Origin of the sequence: Janthinobacterium fluminis, assembly GCF_028595325.1 — a bacterium.
Taxonomy (GTDB): Bacteria; Pseudomonadota; Gammaproteobacteria; order Burkholderiales; family Burkholderiaceae_D; genus Janthinobacterium; species Janthinobacterium fluminis.
Genome location: NZ_JAQQXR010000004.1, coordinates 438,495 through 458,494, shown reverse-complemented (window position 1 = coordinate 458,494; position 20,000 = coordinate 438,495). Strand labels below are relative to the sequence as shown.

Genomic DNA, 20,000 nt, shown 5'->3' with positions numbered 1-20,000 from the left:
CGGTGGTGTGCTAGGCGATCTTGTTTGCCGAGAGGTCCCAGCCGCCTGTGGTGTTGCCCGCCGCGCCGCTGAAAAAATTGAGCAAGATCATCGTGGCGGTTGCGAGCCGGGCGTAGGTTTTGGCTTGGTGCTCGCTCATGGGGTGGTACTGTGCTGCGCGGAGGGGGACGCGCCATTTCGGTCCAAGGACAAATGATGGAGAAAATCGAGAAGCGAGCGGCCACGACATTGCTTGGAAAGGCCCTGCGGCCGGCGTGCGCCGCGCTGGCTGCGTTCGCGTTTTTTTGCGCGGGGACGGCGCTGGCGTCGGACGGTGGGGGCGCGTCGGCCGGAGGCGAGGTCAACGCGGACATCTGCGGGCGGTGGAAAATTGCGAAGGTGCTCGACTTCGCCGACATCACGGCGATCTCCGAGCGGGAGGCTAAAAAACTGATCGGGAAGACGCTGCTGGTCGCCAAGGACAAGCTGGTGTTCGATGGCGAGACTTGCGAGGCGCCGAGCTACGAGCGGACCGTCGAGGACACGGCGAGGACCATGCGGGAGAAGGGGCGCGTCAGCTCGGCGAACATGGGTTTGTCCGAGCAAGTGACGGTGATTGACGCCGGCTGCACGGACTTGTTCTTGAAGGGCAGGGACCGTATCGTCCTCCACTGGCGCGGCTTCTATTTCGACGTGGTCAAGCAGAAGCGCTAAATCACATGGCTCGGTGAAGCAAGGGAGGTCCGTGGGAAGAATCAGCAGTAAACACTTGGCGAGGAGGGGATGCCGGACCATGCTGCCCCTCGGAGAGTCGAAAGTACCGGGATTCAGTCAAATTCACGCATCCGCCTCCAAACGTGGCTGTTCGGTGGCGCCGGTAGACGTCCGCTAGAACAAGAGGTTAGATGTATTAGCTCAGACTTCACCTGACACTAGCTGTCAGGTGAGTTAAAGTTCTGATAGGCCGCTACCGGCCAGATGCTGACGTTCGATATCAGGCAACATTAATGGAAACAGCAATGCACGATGTAATGTTTGTTCATAGTCCGCTGCCTGAGCTTCAGGAAGCTGCGTTTGCAATTTTTGAAGCTTTGGGACTCGATGTTTTTGAAGAGCGAGAGAGTTCTAACTATCCACCTGAGAATCGTTATTTCATTGGCTACGCAGCAAATGCTTCACTCAAAGTCTGCCGCTCTGACGATGACCGCTTACCGCATCCATATTGGGTAATTTTGGGGCAGAGCGTAGTCCATCGGGCTGGGCTGATGAGCATACCGACAGATGTTCCAATTTTGGCGGCCGTCCTCGCTGGCGGTGGCTTAGAAGTATTTGTGCCTTCAAAGGGCTGGAGTAAGACTGACTGGAACGGCTCGGGTGATGTTTATCGTGGCCAGATAGACTGAAACCTGCCAGCAGCAGACTATCGGTGTGAATCGCCACGAGTCTGCTAGACACTCGCGATCCGTTCAAAATGCTTTCGCTGATCCGCTTGGATTCCGGATACTTCGGGGCCGAGAATTCGGTCGGTCAATGGCTCAGATAGTCGAATGCGGCATGTCTCATGATGTGCGCGTCGTTGGCATCCATGTGCGTCTCGCGGTGTTGGGAAGCAACATTGTGATTCATTTCCCCCTGCCGGGCTTCTCCGGTGCGTCTCATAAATCAAAGAGTGGCGCCCCCGAAAAAGCGAAAGCCGCTGATTCCTGTAAGAGAATCAACGGCTTGCTGTGTTCTGGTTGCGGGGACAGGATTTGAACCTGTGACCTTCGGGTTATGAGCCCGACGAGCTGCCAGACTGCTCCACCCCGCGGAACGCATTATATAGAGCATTGCTGCAATGCGCAATGGCTGAGGTGGATAAGTTCGGCTAATACGTTTGGCGGGCGCAGAAGCGGCGCTAATGCGCCCGCGCCGGCCGCGACGGGGCGGCGCCGACGCGGCTTAGGCGGCGGCCAGGCGCCACAGCGAGCTCACTTCGGCGGCGCGGGCGGCGTGCAGGGCGTCCTCCGCGTCGCTGGCGCGCGGATGGTTCGGCTTGACGTCGAGCCGCCCCAGCACCTTCAGGCCGGCCGCCTCGATCCAGCCCAGCAGCTCGGCGCGCGGGCGCAGGCCCAGGTGCTCGGCCAGGTCCGACAGGATCAGCCAGCCTTCGCCGCCCGGCTCCAGGTGGGCCGCCAGGCCGCCGAGGAAGCCGCGCAGCATGCGGCTGTCGGGGTCGTAGACGGCGTATTCGATCGGCGAGCTGGGGCGCGCCGGCAGCCACGGCGGGTTGCAGACGATCAGCGGCGCGCGGCCGTCCGGGAACAGGTCGGCCTGCACCACCTGGACTTGGCCGGCCAGGTCCAGGCGCGCCAGGTTGTCGCGCGCGCAGCTGAGCGCGCGCGGGTCCATGTCGGTGGCGACGATGCGCCCGATGCCGCGCCGCGCCAGCACCGCCGCCAGCACGCCGGTGCCGGTGCCGATGTCGAAGGCGAGGCCGGCGCCGGCGGGCAGCGGCGCGTCCGCCACGAGGCCGACGTACTCGCTGCGGATGGGCGCGAACACGCCGTAGTGCGGGTGGATGCGCTGGCCCAGCGGCGCCAGTTCGACGCCGGTGCGGCGCCATTCGTGCGCGCCGATCAGGCCGAGCAGTTCGCGCAGCGAGGCGACGAAGGGCGCGTCGCCGCGGCCGTAGGCTTCGTTGCACGCCAGCTTGACGTCGGGCGCGCGGCGCAGCGGGATGCTGTAGTCGGCCTCGAAGGGCAGCAGCAGCATGGCCAGCGTGCGGGCGCGCTGCGACTGGGCCTGGCGGTGCAGGTGGAACGCTTCGGTCGGCGAGGCGGCCGGCTTGGCGGCGCGGGCTTCCTTGGCGGCCTTGGCGCGCTTGCCGGAGCGCTCGTGTTTGTGGTCGGCGCGCCGCGCCAGCGCCTGCAGCAGTTGGCGGGCGTTCTGGAAGTCGCCGCGCCACAGCAGCGCGGTGCCTTCGCAGGCCAGGCGGTAGGCGACGTCGGCGTTGGTGCGGTCGTCGGCGATGATGACTTTCTTCGGCGCCGGCATGCCGCTCTCGGAGCGCCAGTGTGCCGAGCGTTCCTGCCCGTCTTCGATCCAGTAGATCAGCGGCTGCGGCGCGGCGGCGCTCATGCGGCCACCTGCGGGCAGGGGATGGCGAAGTGGCGCGCGGCGGTGCGCGGCGCGGCGGTGCGGAAAGTCTGTGACATGTAGCTCAATCGAAAAGGAAGAGGGCGCGCGCGGCGATGTCGCGTGCGGCTGCCCGTGGTTGGTCTTCCTATTATACGTGGGGCGCGCCGCCGCGCCGACCTCAGCTCGCCGGCGCGGACGGCGTCGCCGCCGGCGCGTCGGCCGGGGCGGCCGTGGAAGCCGGCGCCGGCGTCGCGGCGGCGGGCGGCGTGCCATAGGCGTCGGCCAGTTTCTTGGCGCGCGCCTTGGCGTCGTCCTGCACTTGCTGGGTGCTCGCTTCGAGCGCGTTGACGCTGTTGACCAGGTTGAGGATGCGCAGCGACAGCGAGCCGGGCTTGCCTTCGGCGCCGGCGGCCGGCGCTTTCGGCTGGAGTTCGCCGCGCAGTTCCTGGCCGAGCAGTTTGAACAGGTCGCCCAGGCTGCCGGGGAAGTCCATGTCCGGCAGTTGCCGCGTCGGCAGCGCGGCGCGGGCCGGCTTGTCGGCCTTGTCGGCTTTGTCCGCCGCGGCGTCGCCGCCGGCGCCTTCCGCGTCCGGGGCGGACAGCTGGCGCGACGCCATGTCCATGCGCGCCTCGTACTTGACCTCGATTTCGAACTCGAAGCTTTGGCCGTCCGCCGTCGTGATCTTGCCCTTGCCGATGAAGTGCGAGCTTTCGCTGAGGTTCAGCGCGGCCGAGTCGATGCCGATCTGCCCTTTTTGGCTGTGGCGCACGGAGGCGGCGAAGCCGGCCTGGGCCGACAGGCTGACGGAGTCGAAGGCGATCGTCGCGCCATCGGCGGCCTCGCCCAGCAGGCGCTGCGTGAAGCTGGTGAGGAAGCCCTGGGCGGCGTCGATGGTGGCGTGGCCGAGGGCGTCGACGCGGTCGCTGATGCTTTGCGCCAGGTCGACGCCGCCTTGCGACAGCGATACGCCGCCTGCGGGCGGGCGCAGCGGCGCAGCCGGCGCGGTGGCGCTCTTGCCGGCGCTGCGGGCGTCGCCCTGGGCGGCAGGGGCGGCGCCATGCTGCTGGCGCGGGCTGAGGGCGGAAACGTGGGACATGGCTGCCTCGGCGAAAAAGGTGGTGACCTCTTGGATAACGGCAGCGCGCGGGATTCCTTGAGCGCGGCGGGCGACGCTTAGTGGTGGTGCGACCAGCTGCCGTCGGCCGATTCCAGGTAGGACTTGACGGCGTCGGCCGACCCTGTGGCGTGGCGTTTGAGTTCGCCGCATTGGCACAGGCCCTGGTAGGGCTGGATGTGCGAGCAGGCGGAAACCTTTTGCAGGTAGACCTGGACCGATTTGGCGCATTTGGCGCATTTGAAGGTGAGGGTGCGGGCTGCTTTCATGGTGTCCTTATTGGGTTGGCGGTGCGGCGCCGTGGCGCGAGGCGGCGATTTTATCATTGCCGCCGCCGCCACGCCTCAGGCGTAGACGTCGAGCGCGGGCGCGGCCGCCGGCGCGCCGCCGTAAGCCCGTTGCAGCGCGCGCTGCTGCGCCGTGTCCCGGCCGCCGTCGCCGGCTTGCGCGGCCAGCTCGGCGCGCGCCGTCGCCGCCATCTGCTGGGCCTGGGCGGCGACGCCCCGGTCGGCGCCGGACGGGTCGGCCGGCGCCAGCGCGGCGGCGCTGATGGCGCGCGCGCGGGCCAGTGTTTCTGCGGGGGTGGCGCCGGGCGAGGTGTCGATTTGCACTTCGCCGCCGATGGCGTAGTTGACGCCGTCCGGGCCGCGCTGGTAGGTGTAGCTGGCGCCGGACAGGGCCAGCGCGCCCGCCGCCGCCAGATGGGCCTGCTCGTGCTGGCGCACCTCCGTGTCGCGCGCCTTGAGCTTTTGTATTTGGGCAAGGGCTTCCGGGCTGAGCTGCGGGGCCTGGGTGCGCGGCGCCGCCTGCGCCGTGGCGTAGGACGTGTTGCCGGAGCCGATGCCGCCGATGGCCATGGGGATGCTCACCTGTCAAAACCGGAACTTATTGTCTGGATGATAGCAAACTTCGGCGTAGTCTGCGCTATATCAGCAGAAGATCATCACCAATTGTAACAACTGTCAACGCAAGCGGTATCCTAACGTTATTGGCACAAATACCATCTATGTTTCTGAGGGGTTACAAAATGGAACAGCCTAAATTACCCAGCAAGGAAGTCGTCCGCCGCTGGTTGCGCGCCGAGCTGGAGCAGCGCCGCCCGCCGCCCGACCCGAAGCAGATACGCCGCGAGCTTGGTTGGGATTTGGTGCGGATGGAGCGCGACCCCTGCAAGCGTTAATGCCGGTCCAGCCGTCCCGGCGCCTTACTGCACCGACACGGCGCTGCGTCCGCCGGCCAGCGGCTGGACCATGATTTTGGTGGCGATGCGTTCCGTCATTTCCTGCACGTGCGAAATGACGCCGACCTTGCGTCCCATCGACTGTAAGCCGTCAAGCGCGTCCATCGCCACGCGCAGCGTTTCCGAGTCGAGGCTGCCGAAGCCCTCGTCGATGAACAGCGATTCGACGCGCACCCGGTTCGACGACAGCGAGGCCAGACCCAGCGCCAGGGCCAGCGAGACGAGGAAGGATTCGCCGCCCGACAGCGAGTGCACCGAGCGCAGCTCGCCGCCCATGTCCTGGTCGCGCACCATCAGCCCCAGCGAGGGGTTGGCCGGGTTGTCGATGCGCTCCAGCTGGTAGCGCCGCGCCAGCTGGTTCAGGTGAGCGTTGGCGTAGCCGAGCAGCACGTCGAGCGTGAACTGCTGCGCGTAGTTGCGGAATTTCTTGCCGTCGGCCGAGCCGATCAATTCGTTCATGCGCGCCCAGCGGCGCTCGATTTCCTCCTGCTGGCCGATTTCGGCCAGCATTCCCTGCGCGCTGTGGCGGCGCGCCTCGTCCTGGGCGATGGCCAGGCGCAGCGCCGTGGCGGCGTCGTGCGCGCCTTTGCGCTCCAGCGTCAGCGCGGCCAGGTCGGCCGCCACGCCGGCGGCGTCCTGTGCGACGGCCTGCGGCTGGCGCTGGTGCTGTTCGCGCTGGGCGCGCCGTTCGGCCAGCACGGTGGCCGCGCTGGCCGCCCTGGCGTCGAGCTCGCGCAGCGCGCCGCGTTCGGCGGCGATGGCCTCGGCCGGCACCGCCAGCAGCGCGCGCAACTGCTCCAAGTCCTGCGCCGCGGCTTCGGGCTGCTGCGCCAGGAAGTGCCGCAGCCAGGCGGCCAGTTTGGCGGCGGCGGCCGCTGCCGCCGCGTCCAGGTCGGCCAGCCGGCGCTGCGCCTGTGCCTGCGCCTCGTCGAGGCGGGCGCGCTGCTGTTCGGCCTGGCGCTGCGCCTCCTGCTGCGCGGCCAGGCGGACTTTGGCCTGTTCGACGGCGGCGCTCAGCGCGGCCTCGACGTCGCCGACGGCGCGGCCCTGCCACAGTGCCGCGCGCTCGGCCCGCATGCTCCTGGCCGTGGCGTCCAGCGCGGCGTAGGCGCGCTGGGTGGCGCCGGCGTCCAGCGCCGCCTTGGCCGCCAGCGCGACTGCCGCCTTCAATTCGGCGTCGAGGGTGGCCAGCGCCGCGCCGCGTTCCTCGTGGCCGCGCTGCTGCGCCAGCCATTGCCGGCTCTCGGCGCCGCGCGCCGCGTGGAAGCCGGACGGCGCCGCGTGCCAACTGTCCTTCCAGTCTTCGTTGACGCTGTCGGCGTGGTTGAAGGCACCGTCCAGTTCGTCGAGCAGGGCGCCCAGTTGCAGGGCCAGCGCGAGGCGCTTGTCGTCCTGTGCGGCGACGTCCGCCCGCTGCTGCGCCAGCCGGCTTTGCGCCGCCGCCGCGGCCGCCGTCAGGCGCGCTTGTTCGCCGGCCGCCTGGTCGCAGGCGCGCTGGGCCTGGTCGCGCGCGGCGAGGGCGTGGCGCAGCGTCTGCTCTTGCCGCTCCAGCGCCTGCAGTTCGGCCTGCGCGGCTTGCGCCTGCGCGCCGAGCCAGCCTGCCGGTTCGGCGTCGGCGGGCAGTTGCAGCGTATCGGCCTGGGCCGCCCAGGCCGGGGCGATGGCGCCCAGCGTTTCGGCCAGCGCGCGCCGCTCGTCCTTGAGTGCGCCCAGTTGTTCGATGCAGCCGGCCTTGACGGTGCGCTGGCTGGCCTGGTGGGCGATGTTTTCCTCGGCGTCGCGGCGGCAGCGCGCCACCTCGGCCTGCAGGCTGGCGAGCATGGCGTGCAGCGCGTCGTCGTCGCCCCGGTAGGGGTGTTCCAGCGCGCCGCAGACGGGGCAGGGCGCGTCGTCCTCCAGGGTGGCGCGCAGCGTTTTGACGCTGGCCGCGCAGGCCGCTTCCGCGCCCTTCAGCGAACGCTCGGCCTGGCTGAACGCCGCCATCAGCGCCTCGGCCCTGGCCTGTTCCCGCGCCAGCGCCGTTTCGGCCGCCGCTTTCGCCAATTGCAGTTGCCCGGCCTGTTCCCGCAGCAGCGCGTCGCGCGCCTGCTTGCCGGCCAGTTCGGTCCAGATTTTTTCCGCGCCCGCCAGCGCGGCGCGGCGCTGCTCGATGTGGCGGCGCTGCGCTTGCAGCGCGTCGCCGTCGATGGCGGCCAGCGCGGCGCCGGCCCGTTGCCGCTGCGTTTCCAGTTCCGCCGCGTTCAGCGCCGCCGCCCGCAGGTTGGCGGCGCTGGCCGCCTCGTCGTCGGTGCCGGCCTTGGCGGCCCGCTGCGCGGCCGCCAGCGCCTGCGCCACCGTGTCGGCCTGCGCGGCGGCCTGTCCGGCCTGGACGAACAGCAGGTCCCAGCGCTGCCAGCCTTGCGCCAGCGCCGCCCATTGCTGGTGTTGTTCCAGCCAGGCGGCGCTGGCCGCGCGCGCGGCGCGCAACTGCTCGTGCCTATCCTGGGTTTCCTGCGCGGCGGCGCGGGCCGCCTCGTGCGCGCTTTCGGCTTCGCGTCCGGCCTGCGCGGCTTCCCGGTGCGCCGGGCGCAGCCCGTCCAGACGGGCGTCGAGCGCCTTGGCCTGGTCGAGCTGCGGGGCGGCATTGCGTTGCGCCAGCTCCGCTTCCTGCAGCGCGGCGGCGCTGTGGCGCAGCGCCGCCGTCAGCCCGTCCTGCGCCAGCGCGGCCTGGGCGGCGTCGCGTTGGCTGGCGGCCAGCACGGCCCGCGTCTGCGCCAGCTCGGCGTCGAGGCGCGCGATGTCGTCGGCCAGCGGGCGCGCCGCCTGCACCGCGTCGTTCTGCGCCAGCGCGGCGCGGCGCGCGGCGAAGCCGGCGACTTCGGCCTCGCTGGCCTGCAGCGCCTGTTGCGCCAGTTGTTCGTTGTGCAGCAGCTTTTCCGCTTCCTCGTGCCAGCGCGCGCGCTGCTCCAGCACCGCCTGGTGTTGGTCGAGCAGCGCCAGCGCGGCCTCGGACGCGGCGCTGGCGCCGTCGAGCGCGATGCGCTCCTCGGCGCCTAGCGGTTTCTGGTCGGCCAGCCGCTCAGTCAGGCGCAGCAGCGCCGCCTGTTCGCGGCGCGCGCGCTCGTAGGCGCGCATCGAGATGGCGCTGTAGACGGTGCTGCCGGTGAGGGTTTCCAGCAGCTCGCCGCGCTCGTTGTCCTCGGTCTTGAGGAAGGTGGCGAACTCGTTCTGCGCCAGCAGCACGGCGCGCGTGAACTGCTCGAACGACAGGCCGATGCGCCGCTCGATGTCGGCCTTCACCTCGGTCTTGGTGGCGCCGATCGGCTGCAGCGCCGGCAACTGGTGCAAGCTCATGGCGGTCGGCTGCAGCGCGCCCTCGGCCTTGGTGCGCGAACGCCGCACGCTCCAGCGCGCCCGGTAGGCGATGCCGTCGTTGCCGACGAAATCGACCTCGGCGTAGCCCTCGGCGCTGCCGCGGCGCAGCAGCGTGCGGGTGTCCTGGGCCGACACGGTGTCCTTGCCGACGTCGGGCAGGGCGTTGCGCCCGGCCACCTTGAGCAGGCGCGGGGTGGCGTCGTACAGGGCCAGGCAGAGTGCGTCGAGCAGGGTGCTCTTGCCGGCCCCGGTCGGGCCGCTGATGGCGAACAGGCCGCTCGACGCCAACGGCTCCTGGCCGAAGTCGACGCTGAATTCGCCGGCCAGCGAGGCCAGGTTTTTGCCGCCGATTTTGAGGATTTTCATGCGGTTTTATCTTCCAGCAGCAGTTCCGCGAAGGCGCTCAACTGCTCCGCCGGCGCCTCGCTGGAGAATTTTTGCAGGTACAGGCGGCGGAAGATGTCGTCCGGCTGCAGCTGGTCGAGCTGGTCCAGCGTCAGCGGCGCGGCGCCGGCGCTGCGCGCCGCGCTCGACGTTTCAATTTTCGCCAGGCGCACCGCCTTGCCCTCCAGCGCCGCCTCGACGCGGCTGCGCAGGCCCGGTTCGGGCGCGTCCAGCCGCACCCGCACTTCAAGGAAGGGCCAGGCCTCGGGCGCCGCCTCGGGCGCTTCCAGGGCGGCCAGTTCGGCCAGCACCTGCTCCAGCGGCGCCGGCTTGAGCGGCACGCGCAGCAGTTCGACGGCGCGCGGCACCGGCAGCGGCGTGATCTCGCGCACGGCCGCGCCGTCGAGGTCGATGCGCAGGATCTGGTGGCGGTAGCCGACTTCGGCGAAGGACAGCGGGATCGGGCTGCCGCAGTAGCGCAGCTGCGCCTGCTTGCCGACCTGCTGCGCCAGGTGCAGATGGCCCAGCGCAGCGTAGGCGATGTCCGCGCCGAACACGCCGGAGGGCAGCATCTCGGTGCCGCCGATGACGATGCGGCGCTCGGAGTCGTTGGACATTTCGCCGCCGACCATGTGGCAGTGGCCCATCGCGACGATGGCCTGGCCCGGCTGGCGCCGCGCCAGCGCCACGTCCAGCGCCTGGCGGTACAGCAGGGCGATGCCGGCCAGGTAGGGATCGGGCGCCTCGCCGCCTGGCGGCGCGGCGCTTTCCGCGCGCGGTACGTCGCCGGGGCGCAGGAAGGGCAGCGCCAGGCACCAGGCGCGCACGGCGCCGTGCTTGTCGGACAGCGGCAGCACCATGCGGGCCACGTCGATGTTGCCGTCGGCGTCGCGCAGCACGTGGCCGATGACGTGGGTGTCGTGCGCCTGCAGCAGCGGCGCCGGCGCCTCCAGCCGGCCGGGCGAGTCGTGGTTGCCGGCGACGGCGATCAGCGTCAGGTTTGGCGCGCGCTGCCTGGCCTGCTGCAGGAAGGTGTAGAGCTGCTTTTGCGAGGCCGACGAGGGGTTGGCGTTGTCGAAGATGTCGCCGGCGATCAGCAGCGCGTCGGCCTGCTCGGCGACGATGGTGTCGAGCAGCCAGTCGAGGAAGCACTGGTGCTCGTGGTGGCGCTCGAAGTTGTGCAGGGTCTGGCCGAGGTGCCAGTCGGAGGTGTGCAGCAGGCGCATAGTGTGTTGGTGCGGGGAACAGGCGCCCAATATAGCGCAATATACCCGGGTCCGCGACGGTAAACTGCCGAAAACCAAGGGCGGCGGGCGCGCCTACGCCACCAGCGCGCCGGCGCGGTAGGTGTTGCGGCCGCCCTGCTTGGCCTGGTACAGCAGCATGTCGGCCTGCTTCAGCAGCGCCGCCGGGGTCAAGTCCTCGTTGCGGTAGTAGGCCAGGCCGATGCTGGCCGAGATGCCGACGTCGATGCCGTCCAGGTCGAACGGCGCCTGCATCGCCGTGACGATCTTCGCCGCCAGCACGGAGGCGTCCTCGGGCCGGGCGATCTTCTCCATGATGATGGTGAATTCGTCGCCGCCCAGGCGGGCGATGGTGTCGCTGGCGCGCATGGTGTGCGTCAGGCGCGCCGAAAAGGCCCGCAGCAGGGCGTCGCCGACGCTGTGGCCGTAGGTGTCGTTGACCGGCTTGAAGCGGTCGATGTCCATGTACATCACGGCCATCAGGCTGTGGCTTTCCTGGCAGTGCTGCATGGCGTCGCTGAGCTTTTGCAGGAAGCCGGCGCGGTTGGTCAGCCCCGTCAGCGCATCCACCTGGGTCAGTTTCAGCAGGCGCTGCTTCTCCCGTTTCTGGATCGTGATGTCCTGGCGCATGACATGGAAGCCGACCACGATGTCGCTGTTTTCGCCGTACTGGGGAATGTAGTTGACCTCGGTGCAGCGCTCGGCGCCATCGCTTTCGTCGTCCTCCTCGAAGCTCAGCGTTTCGCCGCGCAGCACGCGGGCGATGTAGGGCTGCAGCGTGCGGTAGTGCGCCTCGCCGACCGTGTCGCGCACGCTCTGGCCCAGCACGTGCTGGCCGGTCCGGCTGAATTCGCGCTCGTAGGCGATGTTGTGGAAGCGGTAGACCTGCTCGGCGTCGACGTAGGCGATCATCGCCGGCAGCGTGTCGGCGATGGTGCGCAGGCGCGCCTCGCTCTCCAGCAGCGCGACCTCGGCTTCGCGCACGACGGTGATGTCGTCGAAGCTGCCGACGTAGCCGGCGACGGCCTCGCCGACCAGGATGGCGGCGAATTTCACGGCCAGCCAGACCACCCGGCCGTCGCGGTGCAGGCCGCGCAGCGTCAGCTGGAACGGCAGGTGCTGGCGTTCCAGGCGCTCCAGCGCCGCCGCCATCCGGGCCTGGTCGTCCGGATGCACGGCGGCCAGCCAGCCGGCGCCCAGCGCGGCCTCGCGCGCCAGCCCGGTGATGGATTCGAAGGTGCGGTTGACGTAGCTGCACTGGCGCGACGCGCCCAGGCGCACCAGGCCCAGCGGCGAGGCGTCCGTGACGGCCGCCAGCTCGGCCTGGTTTTCGCGCAGCGTCTGCTCGTGGCGCAGCCGCAGCGACACGTCCTCGCCGATGCACAGGATGTATTCGGTCTGGCCCTGCTGGTCGAACAGCGGCACCGACACCGTGTGCAGGTGGCGCAGCGCGCCGTCGGGGCGGCGCAGCGGCTTGTCGGGCACTTCGACGACGCTGCGCTGGGCCAGCAGGCGCTGGTCGGCGCCGTCGTCGCGCAGGCCGGAGTCGGGCGCGAAGGCGGCGCTGTCGCTCTTGCCGACGACGGCGGCGGCGGCGTAGCCGGTGACGCTTTCGGCGGCCTGGTTCCACACCACCATCTGGCCGAAGGTTTCCGGGCGCGCGCTCTTGACGTAGACCAGCACCGGCAGGTGCTCGATCAGCGACTGCAGGAAGGCGCGGTTGTTGCGCGTTTCCAGCTCGTCCTGCTTGCGCGCGCTGATGTCGCGCGTGGTGACGGCGACGCCGTCGTCGATAGCGACGATCTGGTGTTGCAGCCAGCGTTTCGCGCCGGAGGCCAGGCGCACCTCGAACTCGCCCTCGCGCGGCTGGCCGCTCTCCAGCACGGCCAGGTACTCGCCGAAAAAGCTCGGCTGGCGCAGCATTGGCAGCAACTGGCAAGCCTTCTGGCCGAGCACGTCGGCGCGCGGCTTGCCGAGCATGTCGGCGCCGCGCTCGTTGGTGTCGGCGATGAGGAAGTCCTCGACCGCCCGGCCCGGCCCGGCGGGGCGCCAGGCCTTCAGCAGGAACACGGCGTCGAGGCTGCCGTGGGCGGCCGCGCGCAGCATCGACTGCGCCTCGCTGGCCGCGCGCGTGCTGTGGCGCAGGCGCCGCTGCTGGCGCATCAGCAGCCCCGTGAAGGCGGCGATCAGCAGCGTGGCGGCGGCGACGGCGCCGAAATACAGGCGCCGGCGCTGCTCGAAGTTGGCCATCGCCACGCGCTCGGCGATGCCGACCACGGCCAGCAGCGGGTAGCGCGGCGTCTCGCGGTAGCTGTAGATGCGCGCGACCTGGTCGAAGGGCTCGCTGATGGCCAGCTGCTCGGGCGGGTGCTGGGCGCCGGCCGGCGCGCCGAAGTCGAGCTTGTCGCTGATGATCAGGCGCTCGCCGACGCGGCCCACGGTCAGGCCGGTGTCGCGCGTGAGCAGCATCAGCGCGCCGGCGTCGTCGACGTTGAGGCGGTCGTAGTCGTCGACGAAATAGCTCGGTTCGAGCATGATGACGATGACGCCGGCGAAGCGGCCGCGGTAGTCGTTGAGGCGGCGCGAGGTGCGGATCAGCCACTTTTGCGTGCGCGGCTCCAGCACCGGCGTGCCGAACAGCGGCGTCTCGGATGGGCTGGCCATGTGGGCCTTGAAAAAGGCGGAATCGGTCATGTCGTCGGGCATGAAGGCGTTGACGCTGTCGATGACGGCGCCGTCGGCGCCGATCAGGGCGATGGGCGGGTCGAGCTTGGACGGCAGCACGCTGTCGAGCAGGCCGCCGGGGCGGGTGAACTCGTTGAGGCGCAGCGTGCCCTCGCTCTCCTCGAATTTCAGTTTGAACAACTGGGTGGCGTGGTCGGTCTGGCGCAGGATGAAACTGGTGTGGTCGGCCAGCGTGCGCGCCAGCGACTGGCTGGCGGCGACGGCCTCGCGCAGCGCGGCGGCGCGCTCCTGGCTCACCTGGTAGAAGGCGGCGCTCCACAGGGCCAGCAACAGGGCCAGCGCGAAGGCCGGCAGCAGTATCAGCAGATACAGACGGCTCAGCAAACGTCGGACGGTGCGAATCGGAGAGATCAATTGGGCGCTTGCGAGGCAGAATCGTTGAACGGTAGGGATGCCGCGCATAATAGCCGAAAGCGGCGCAGCTGGCAGCGCCCCTATTCTGCGCCAAATTGCCGGGCTTGGGGCCGCGCACGCCAAAAATAGGGCCGCGCCCGCTTGTTGGCGGCGCGCCGGTGTCGCAAAATGACACGTCCGGCGCCCCGGCTTGTGGCGCCGATACACAATGTGCAACAATGTGTTTTTATGTAGGTTCAGGCGGGGGTTGTCATGCAAAGCAAAAAGCCGGATGCGGCGAAACTGGACCGTATCGTCGCCGACGCGCGCCGCGCCGCCGATCTGCGCGAGAGCGGCTACCGCGAGCGTTCGCTGAAGATGTATCCGTGGATCTGCGGCCGCTGCATGCGCGAGTTCACGCGCGCCAACGTGCAGCAGCTGACGGTGCACCACCGCGACCACAACCACGACAATAATCCGCCCGACGGCAGCAATTGGGAGCTGTTGTGCCTGTACTGCCACGACAACGAGCACTCGCGCTACCTGGAGGCCGACCGCGGCGCCGGGCTGCAGTCGGCGACGGTGCAGCCGGCCACGCACAACCCCTTCGCCGCGCTGGCCGGCCTGATCAAGAAGAAGGACTAGCCCTTGGACGGGCTGACGCTGTCGCTGCCGGCGGCGCGCGCGCTGCACCTGGCGGCGCAGGGACTGGCGCAGCCGCGCCGCGGCAAGGCCGTCAAGGCCGACCTGCTGGCGGCGATACGCCAGATGGGCGTGCTGCAGATCGACACCATCCACGTCGTCGCGCGCAGCCCGTATCTGGTGCTGTGGAGCCGGCTGGGCGACTACCCGCAGGCCTGGCTGGAGCAGTTGCTGGGCGAGGGCGCGCTGTTCGAGTACTGGGCCCACGAAGCCTGTTTCGTGCCGGTCGAGGATTACGGCCTGTACCGCCGGCGCATGCTCGACCCGGCCGCGATGGGCTGGAAGTATTCGGCGCAGTGGATGAGCGAGCGCCGCGCCGACGTCGAGGCCGTGCTGGAGCACATCCGCGCCAACGGCCCGACCCGCTCCGCCGATTTCCAGCGCAGCGACGGCCAGGGCGGCGGCTGGTGGGGCTGGAAGCCGGAGAAGCGCTCGCTGGAGGCGCTGTTCACGGCCGGCGTGCTGATGATCGCCCGGCGCCACAACTTCCAGCGCTACTACGACCTGGCCGAGCGCGTGCTGCCGCACTGGCACGACGGCCTGCTGGCGGCGCCGGCCGAGACGGGGCGGGCGCTGCTGCTGCAAAGCGTCAAGGCGCTGGGGCTGGCGAAGGCGTCCTGGATCGCCGACTATTTCCGCACCAAGGGCGAGCGCCCCGACCCGGCGGCGCTGGCGGCCGAGGGGGCGCTGCTGCGCGCCCGCGTCGAGGGCTGGGACGAGCCCGTCTACATCCACCCCGACCACGCCGCGCTGGCGCAGCGCGCCGCGGCCGGCGCGCTGGCCTCGACGGTGACCACGCTGCTGTCGCCGTTCGACCCGGTGGTGTGGGACCGCCGCCGCGCGCTGGAGCTGTTCGGCTTCGACTACCGGCTGGAATGCTACACGCCGGCCGAGAAGCGCCGCTACGGCTACTTCACGCTGCCGATCCTGCGCCGCGGCGCGCTGGTCGGGCGGGTCGACGCCAAGGCGCACCGCGGCGACGGCGTCTTCGAGCTGAAGGCGCTGACGCTGGAGCCGGGCGTGCGCCTGAGCGCGCGCTTCGGCGCCGACGTGGCCGGCGCGCTGCGGCGCCTGGCCAACTGGCACGGCTGCCCGCGCGTGCGCCTCACCCAGGCCGAGCCGCAGGCGTTCGCGGCGCTGCTGCGCGCCTGCCTCGACGCCGCCGGCGCCGCCGCGCCGGCGGACGCATGATGCTGCCCGCCGCGCCGGAAAACCTGCTGACGGCCGAGGGCCGGCCCAGGTTTGGCCGCTACGCCGGCCAGGTCGACGCCTTCGACTGGCACGAACTGGCGCCGCCGCACGCCCGCGGCGCCTGGTGGCGGCGCTTCCACCACAAGCGTTGGCACTACGTGGCGCTGGCCACGCCGGAGCTGTTCTGCGGCGTGGCCATCGTCGACGTCGGCTGGACCAACACGGCCTTCGCCTACATCTTCGACCGCCGCGAGCGGCGCATCGTCGCCGAGTTCTCGCAGGACGGCGTGCCGGGCCTGACGGCCAGCCTGGCCGGCAACGCCGGCGGCGCCAGCCGCTTCCGCTTCCTCTCCAGGCGCATCGGCATCGAATGCGTCGGCCAGCGCCTGTACCGGCTCAAGGTGGAGGGCCCGGGCCTGCGGATCGCCGCCGAATTCGGCCCCGACCTGATGCCGCTGCTGCTGGCCTGCGGGCCGGCCGCCGGCGGCTCGGCGCACGCGACGCAGAAATCGACGGGCCTGCCGCTGTGGGGCGAGGCGGCCTACGGCGCCGTGCGCCACAGCCTGGACGGCGGCGTCGCCAGCTTCGACTACTCGAACGGCCTGCTGGCGCGCGAGACGGCGTGGCGCTGGGCCTCGGCGCACAGCCTGGACCTGGGCTTCAACCTGCAGGCCGGCTACTTCGGCGCGCAGGAAAACGCGCTGTGGCTGGACGGCCAGCTGTACGGGCTGGGCGCGGCGCATTTCGACTTCCAGCCGGCCGCGCCGCTGGCGCCCTGGCACATCCATACGGACGACGGCCTGCTCGACCTGCACTTCAAGCCGGAGGGCGCGCGCGCCAAGGACAAGAACCTGCTGGTGGCGGCCAGCCGCTACGTGCAGCCGATCGGCACCTTCAGCGGCTGGGTGCGGGCCAGCGCCGACGCGCCCAAGCGCATCGTCGCGCAACTGGCCGGCGTGACGGAGGACCACCGCTCGCGCTGGTAGGGGCCGGGCGGCGGGGGACAGACCACGATTTATTTGACAAGGCGGCGCCATGAGTATCCGGAATTTCGACAGCCTGTTCAAGCCGCAATCGGTGGCGCTGATCGGCGCTTCCCGCAAGGAGCGCAGCATCGGCGCGACGCTGCTGAACAATATGCGGCAGGGCGGCTACGCCGGCGCCATCTGGCCGGTCAACCCGAAGTACGAGGAGTTGGCCGGCCTGCCATGCTATGGCCGCGTCGCCGCGCTGCCGGAGGCGCCCGAGCTGGCCGTCATCTGCACGCCGCCGGCGACCATCCCGGCGCTGATCCGCGAGCTGGGCGCGCGCGGCACCAAGGCGGCCATCGTCATGACGGCCGGGCTGGACGTGCTCAAGGCGGGCGGCGGCAAGACCGTCCACCAGGCCATGCTCGACGCGGCCCGGCCGCACCTGCTGCGCATCCTCGGGCCGAACAGCGTCGGCTTGCTGGTGCCGGCGCTGGGCTTGAACGCCAGCTTCGCCCACACCGGCGCGCAGCCCGGCAAGATCGCCTTCGTGTCGCAGTCCGGCGCCCTCGTCACCGGCGTGCTCGACTGGGCCAAGGCGAACGGCATCGGCTTTTCCAAGTTTGTCTCGCTGGGTGGCGCCGGCGACGTCGATTTCGGCGACCTGCTCGACTACCTGGCCGGCGACGCCGACACCGGCGCGATCCTGCTGTACATGCAGGATTTGCGCGCCGCGCGCAAGTTCATGTCGGCGGCGCGGGTGGCGGCGCGCAGCAAGCCGGTGATCGTGCTGAAGGCGGGCCGCGAGGCCGAGGGCGCGGCGGCGGCCGCCTCGCACTCGGGCGCGCTGGCCGGCTCGGACGGCGTCTACGACGCGGCGATCCGCCGCGCCGGCATGCTGCGGGTGGATTCCTCGGAGGAGTTGTTCAACGCCGCCGAGACGCTGGCGCACGCCAAGCCGCAGCGCGGCGGGCGCCTGGCCATCGTCACCAACGGCGGCGGCCTGGGCGTGATGGCGACCGACGCGCTGGTCGGCGCCGGCGGCCGCCTGGCCGAGCTGTCGGAGGCGACGCGGCAGCAGCTCGGGCGGGTGCTGCCGCCGGCCTGGCCGCAGGCCAACCCCGTCGACATCGGCGGCGACGCGCCGCTGCAGCGCTATCTGGCGGCGCTGCCGCCGCTGCTGGAGGCGCCGGAGGCGGACGCGCTGCTGTTCCTGCACGCGCCGTCGGCGATGGTGTCCAGCGCCGAGCTGGCCGAGGCGCTGGCGCCGCTGGCGCGGGCGGCGCCGCGCAATGTGCTGTCGTGCTGGCTGGGCGGCGCCGAGGTGGCGCCGGCGCGGCAGATCCTCTCGCGCGCCGGCCTGCCCAGCTACGCCACGCCGGAGCGGGCCGTGCTGGCCTTCATGCAGATCGTCCAGTACCGCCGCAACCAGGATTTGCTGATGGAGGTGCCGGCGCAGCTGCCGGCCGCCGCCGCGCCGCAGCGGGCGCGCGTGCGCGCCATCGTCGCGGCGGCGCTGGCGGCCGGGCAGGACGAGCTGGGCCAGTGCGAGTCGCAGCAGGTGCTGGCCGCCTACGGCATCCCGGTGGCCGACACGCGCATGGCGCGCGACGTCGAGCACGCGCTGGCGCTGGCCGGCGAGATCGGCTATCCGGTGGCGCTGAAGATCCACGCGCCGGCGCTGCCGCACAAGTCCGACGTCGGCGGCGTCGCCCTCGACCTGGAGACGCCGGAGGCGCTGCGCGCGGCGGCCGCGGCGATGCTCAAGCGGGTGCGCCGGCTGCGCCCGGACGCGGCGCTGCAGGGTTTCGCCGTGCAGCGCATGGCGCGCCGGCCGCAGGCGCAGGAGCTGATCGTCGGCGTCTCCAGCGACCCGGTGTTCGGCCCGGTGGTGCTGGTCGGCCAGGGCGGCGTCGCCGTCGAGGTCACGGCCGACCGCGCCATCGGCCTGCCGCCGCTGAACATGGCGCTGGCGCGCGACATGCTGGGGCGCACCCGCGTGGCCAAGCTGCTGGCCGGCTACCGCAATTTGCCGGCGGCCGACCTGGACGCCATCTGCCACACGCTGATCCAGGTGGCCGAGCTGGCCGCCGACGTCGCCGAGCTGGCCGAGCTGGACATCAACCCGCTGCTGGCCGACGCCGGCGGCGTCATCGCGCTGGACGCGCGCATCCGCCTGCAGCCGGGCGCGCGCACCGACCGCCTGGCGATCCGCCCCTATCCGCAGGAGCTGGAGCAGCAGCGCCAGTGGCAGGGCGGGACGCTGACGCTGCGCCCGATCCGCCCCGAGGACGCGCCGGCCCACCTGGCGTTCTTCAACGCGCTCGACCCGGACGACGTGCGGCTGCGCTTTTTCACGGCCGTGCGCGAGCTGGCGCCGGCCCAGCTGGCGCGCCTGACGCAGATCGACTACGACCGCGCCATGGCCTTCATCGCCACCCGCGGCGGCGCCGACGGCCGCCCGGAAACCCTGGGCGTGGTGCGGGCTGTGGCCGACCCCGACAATATCGACGCCGATTTCGCCATCATCGTGCGATCGGACTTGAAAGGGCAGGGACTTGGCGCTATCCTGTTTGGCAAGCTGATCGAGTACTTCCGCAGCCGCGGCACGGAGCAGCTCAGCGGCGATGCGCTGTCCCAGAATACCGGCGTGCAACATCTGGTGCGCAGTTTCGGCGGCACGGTCCACGCCTCGCCCGATCCGGGCACGGTGCGGCTGCGCCTGAAACTGCAGGCGCCCGCCGCGCCGCCATCCTGAGCCGCCGATCGCTGAGGGCAGCGGCAGCGGTTTGTCCGATATCAAATTCACAGTAGTGCGCTTTATTTATACTTTCAATTTCAGGCCCGGACCCGCATGCCGCACGCGGGCGCCGGCCGCGAATCATTCATGGTTGCCGCTCCGCGCGGCCACGGGTTTGCTTGGGAGTAAGAATGTTAACGGCCACATACACTTTGGTTGCTTTGTCGGTGGAACAGGCCAGCGTGCGCCTGAGCCTGCAGTCGTTTCAACAGTATGTGCAAGCCAATTTGCGCCACCAGAACAGCATTAGCCTTGCCCAGCTTCAATATGCCTGCGACTGCCTGAACCGGCTGTACCAGGCTTGCCACTGGCGCAAGGTGGAAATCTACCTGATCCCGGCGCTGCGCCAGGCCACCGAGCAGGCGGACCGCCTGCTCGACGAGTTGAGCACGCTCAACAACGCCGCGCTCGACATCGTCAAGGCCATGCAGCAGCGCGCCGGCAGCATGACGGTGCACACGGACGAGCAGGTCGCGCAGTTGTGCGGCAGCATGGACGCGTTTTGCGCGGCGCTGCTGAAACGGCTGGAGCGCGAGGAGCGCGAACTGTTCAGCATTGCCCGCAGCGCCATCTGCGGCGACGCCTGGTTCTCGATCGCCAACCAGTTCCTGCTGCACGACGCCCGCGTCGTCGAAACGCGGCGCGCCAGGGCGCCGGTGATCGAACTGGCGCGGGTGCAGCCGGACGCGGCCGAGGCCCTGGTCCGCTTCGAGCCACCCGAACTGACGCTGGCCGGCTTGCCGCCACCGCCGCGCCGCGAGTCCGCGCCCCGGCGCGCCGCCGCTGACTGAAGCCCGGCCCCGGACCGGCCCGGGGCGGCCCGGCG

The 20,000-nt window shown here is 70.5% G+C and carries 16 protein-coding genes and 1 tRNA gene; 8 read left to right on the top strand and 9 right to left on the bottom strand.

The window, feature by feature from the left end:
• Window positions 1–10 precede the first annotated feature (10 nt).
• A complete protein-coding gene (locus tag OIK44_RS12940) occupies window positions 11–139 on the bottom strand; it encodes a hypothetical protein (protein WP_273671167.1) in 129 nt (42 codons plus the stop codon).
• Between the two features lie 56 nt (window positions 140–195).
• Between OIK44_RS12940 and OIK44_RS12935 the strand changes: the two genes are divergently transcribed.
• Together OIK44_RS12935 and OIK44_RS12930 are read left to right on the top strand one after the other, a co-directional pair.
• The gene (locus OIK44_RS12935; RefSeq protein WP_273671166.1) at window positions 196–693 is read left to right on the top strand and encodes a hypothetical protein; all 498 of its coding nucleotides are present in this window, start codon (window positions 196–198) and stop codon (window positions 691–693) included.
• A gap of 293 nt (window positions 694–986) precedes the next feature.
• Window positions 987–1,382, top strand: coding sequence for a hypothetical protein (locus OIK44_RS12930; protein WP_273671165.1), 396 nt, complete (start codon window positions 987–989; stop codon window positions 1,380–1,382).
• 330 nt (window positions 1,383–1,712) lie between these two features.
• Here OIK44_RS12930 and OIK44_RS12925 read toward each other — a convergent pair.
• The 5 genes from OIK44_RS12925 to OIK44_RS12905 form a co-directional block, all read right to left on the bottom strand.
• Window positions 1,713–1,789, bottom strand: a tRNA-Met gene (locus OIK44_RS12925).
• Between the two features lie 131 nt (window positions 1,790–1,920).
• Window positions 1,921–3,099 carry a class I SAM-dependent methyltransferase gene (locus OIK44_RS12920; protein WP_273671164.1) on the bottom strand — a complete coding sequence of 393 codons (1,179 nt, stop codon included), beginning with the start codon at window positions 3,097–3,099 and terminating at the stop codon, window positions 1,921–1,923.
• Between the two features lie 178 nt (window positions 3,100–3,277).
• Window positions 3,278–4,195, bottom strand: a complete 918-nt coding sequence (locus tag OIK44_RS12915) for a hypothetical protein (RefSeq protein WP_273671163.1) — start codon at window positions 4,193–4,195, stop codon at window positions 3,278–3,280.
• Between the two features lie 77 nt (window positions 4,196–4,272).
• Window positions 4,273–4,482, bottom strand: coding sequence for a hypothetical protein (locus tag OIK44_RS12910; protein ID WP_273671162.1), 210 nt, complete (start codon window positions 4,480–4,482; stop codon window positions 4,273–4,275).
• 75 nt (window positions 4,483–4,557) lie between these two features.
• Window positions 4,558–5,082 (bottom strand): putative metalloprotease CJM1_0395 family protein, encoded by a 525-nt coding sequence (locus OIK44_RS12905; protein ID WP_273671161.1) that lies wholly within the window; start codon window positions 5,080–5,082, stop codon window positions 4,558–4,560.
• 158 nt (window positions 5,083–5,240) lie between these two features.
• Between OIK44_RS12905 and OIK44_RS12900 the strand changes: the two genes are divergently transcribed.
• A complete protein-coding gene (locus OIK44_RS12900) occupies window positions 5,241–5,393 on the top strand; it encodes a hypothetical protein (protein ID WP_273671160.1) in 153 nt (50 codons plus the stop codon).
• Window positions 5,394–5,417: 24 nt separating this feature from the next.
• Here OIK44_RS12900 and OIK44_RS12895 read toward each other — a convergent pair whose 3' ends face one another.
• From OIK44_RS12895 to OIK44_RS12885, 3 genes are all read right to left on the bottom strand, one after another.
• Window positions 5,418–9,173 carry an AAA family ATPase gene (locus OIK44_RS12895; protein WP_273671159.1) on the bottom strand — a complete coding sequence of 1,252 codons (3,756 nt, stop codon included), beginning with the start codon at window positions 9,171–9,173 and terminating at the stop codon, window positions 5,418–5,420.
• Entirely contained in the window at window positions 9,170–10,417 is a 1,248-nt protein-coding gene (locus OIK44_RS12890) for an exonuclease SbcCD subunit D C-terminal domain-containing protein (protein WP_273671158.1), read from the bottom strand. The genes OIK44_RS12895 and OIK44_RS12890 overlap by 4 nt, the downstream gene beginning before the upstream one ends.
• Before the next feature lie 93 nt (window positions 10,418–10,510).
• A complete protein-coding gene (locus OIK44_RS12885; RefSeq protein ID WP_273671157.1) occupies window positions 10,511–13,534 on the bottom strand; it encodes a diguanylate cyclase domain-containing protein in 3,024 nt (1,007 codons plus the stop codon).
• A 252-nt stretch (window positions 13,535–13,786) separates the two neighbouring features.
• Here OIK44_RS12885 and OIK44_RS12880 point away from each other — a divergent pair, with 252 nt between their 5' ends.
• From OIK44_RS12880 to OIK44_RS12860, 5 genes are all read left to right on the top strand, one after another.
• Window positions 13,787–14,158, top strand: coding sequence for a YajD family HNH nuclease (locus tag OIK44_RS12880; RefSeq protein ID WP_273671156.1), 372 nt, complete (start codon window positions 13,787–13,789; stop codon window positions 14,156–14,158).
• A gap of 3 nt (window positions 14,159–14,161) precedes the next feature.
• The gene (locus OIK44_RS12875) at window positions 14,162–15,406 is read left to right on the top strand and encodes a winged helix-turn-helix domain-containing protein (protein WP_273671155.1); all 1,245 of its coding nucleotides are present in this window, start codon (window positions 14,162–14,164) and stop codon (window positions 15,404–15,406) included.
• Window positions 15,403–16,392: a DUF2804 domain-containing protein gene (locus OIK44_RS12870; protein ID WP_273671154.1), complete on the top strand. Its 990-nt coding sequence runs from the start codon at window positions 15,403–15,405 to the stop codon at window positions 16,390–16,392. The genes OIK44_RS12875 and OIK44_RS12870 overlap by 4 nt, the downstream gene beginning before the upstream one ends.
• 49 nt (window positions 16,393–16,441) lie before the next feature.
• Window positions 16,442–19,132 (top strand): bifunctional acetate--CoA ligase family protein/GNAT family N-acetyltransferase, encoded by a 2,691-nt coding sequence (locus OIK44_RS12865; protein ID WP_273671153.1) that lies wholly within the window; start codon window positions 16,442–16,444, stop codon window positions 19,130–19,132.
• 173 nt (window positions 19,133–19,305) lie between these two features.
• Window positions 19,306–19,965 carry a hypothetical protein gene (locus OIK44_RS12860; protein WP_273671152.1) on the top strand — a complete coding sequence of 220 codons (660 nt, stop codon included), beginning with the start codon at window positions 19,306–19,308 and terminating at the stop codon, window positions 19,963–19,965.
• The last annotated feature ends 35 nt before the right edge of the window (window positions 19,966–20,000 follow it).

What these genes read in the sequence shown, in the direction of transcription:
- OIK44_RS12940 (WP_273671167.1), bottom strand. Translation starts at nt 139, where the DNA reads ATGAGCGAGCACCAAGCCAAAACCTACGCCCGGCTCGCAACCGCCACG.
- OIK44_RS12935 (WP_273671166.1), top strand. Translation starts at nt 196, where the DNA reads ATGGAGAAAATCGAGAAGCGAGCGGCCACGACATTGCTTGGAAAGGCC.
- OIK44_RS12930 (WP_273671165.1), top strand. Translation starts at nt 987, where the DNA reads ATGGAAACAGCAATGCACGATGTAATGTTTGTTCATAGTCCGCTGCCT.
- OIK44_RS12920 (WP_273671164.1), bottom strand. Translation starts at nt 3,099, where the DNA reads ATGAGCGCCGCCGCGCCGCAGCCGCTGATCTACTGGATCGAAGACGGG.
- OIK44_RS12915 (WP_273671163.1), bottom strand. Translation starts at nt 4,195, where the DNA reads ATGTCCCACGTTTCCGCCCTCAGCCCGCGCCAGCAGCATGGCGCCGCC.
- OIK44_RS12910 (WP_273671162.1), bottom strand. Translation starts at nt 4,482, where the DNA reads ATGAAAGCAGCCCGCACCCTCACCTTCAAATGCGCCAAATGCGCCAAA.
- OIK44_RS12900 (WP_273671160.1), top strand. Translation starts at nt 5,241, where the DNA reads ATGGAACAGCCTAAATTACCCAGCAAGGAAGTCGTCCGCCGCTGGTTG.
- OIK44_RS12895 (WP_273671159.1), bottom strand. Translation starts at nt 9,173, where the DNA reads ATGAAAATCCTCAAAATCGGCGGCAAAAACCTGGCCTCGCTGGCCGGC.
- OIK44_RS12890 (WP_273671158.1), bottom strand. Translation starts at nt 10,417, where the DNA reads ATGCGCCTGCTGCACACCTCCGACTGGCACCTCGGCCAGACCCTGCAC.
- OIK44_RS12880 (WP_273671156.1), top strand. Translation starts at nt 13,787, where the DNA reads ATGCAAAGCAAAAAGCCGGATGCGGCGAAACTGGACCGTATCGTCGCC.
- OIK44_RS12870 (WP_273671154.1), top strand. Translation starts at nt 15,403, where the DNA reads ATGATGCTGCCCGCCGCGCCGGAAAACCTGCTGACGGCCGAGGGCCGG.
- OIK44_RS12865 (WP_273671153.1), top strand. Translation starts at nt 16,442, where the DNA reads ATGAGTATCCGGAATTTCGACAGCCTGTTCAAGCCGCAATCGGTGGCG.
- OIK44_RS12860 (WP_273671152.1), top strand. Translation starts at nt 19,306, where the DNA reads ATGTTAACGGCCACATACACTTTGGTTGCTTTGTCGGTGGAACAGGCC.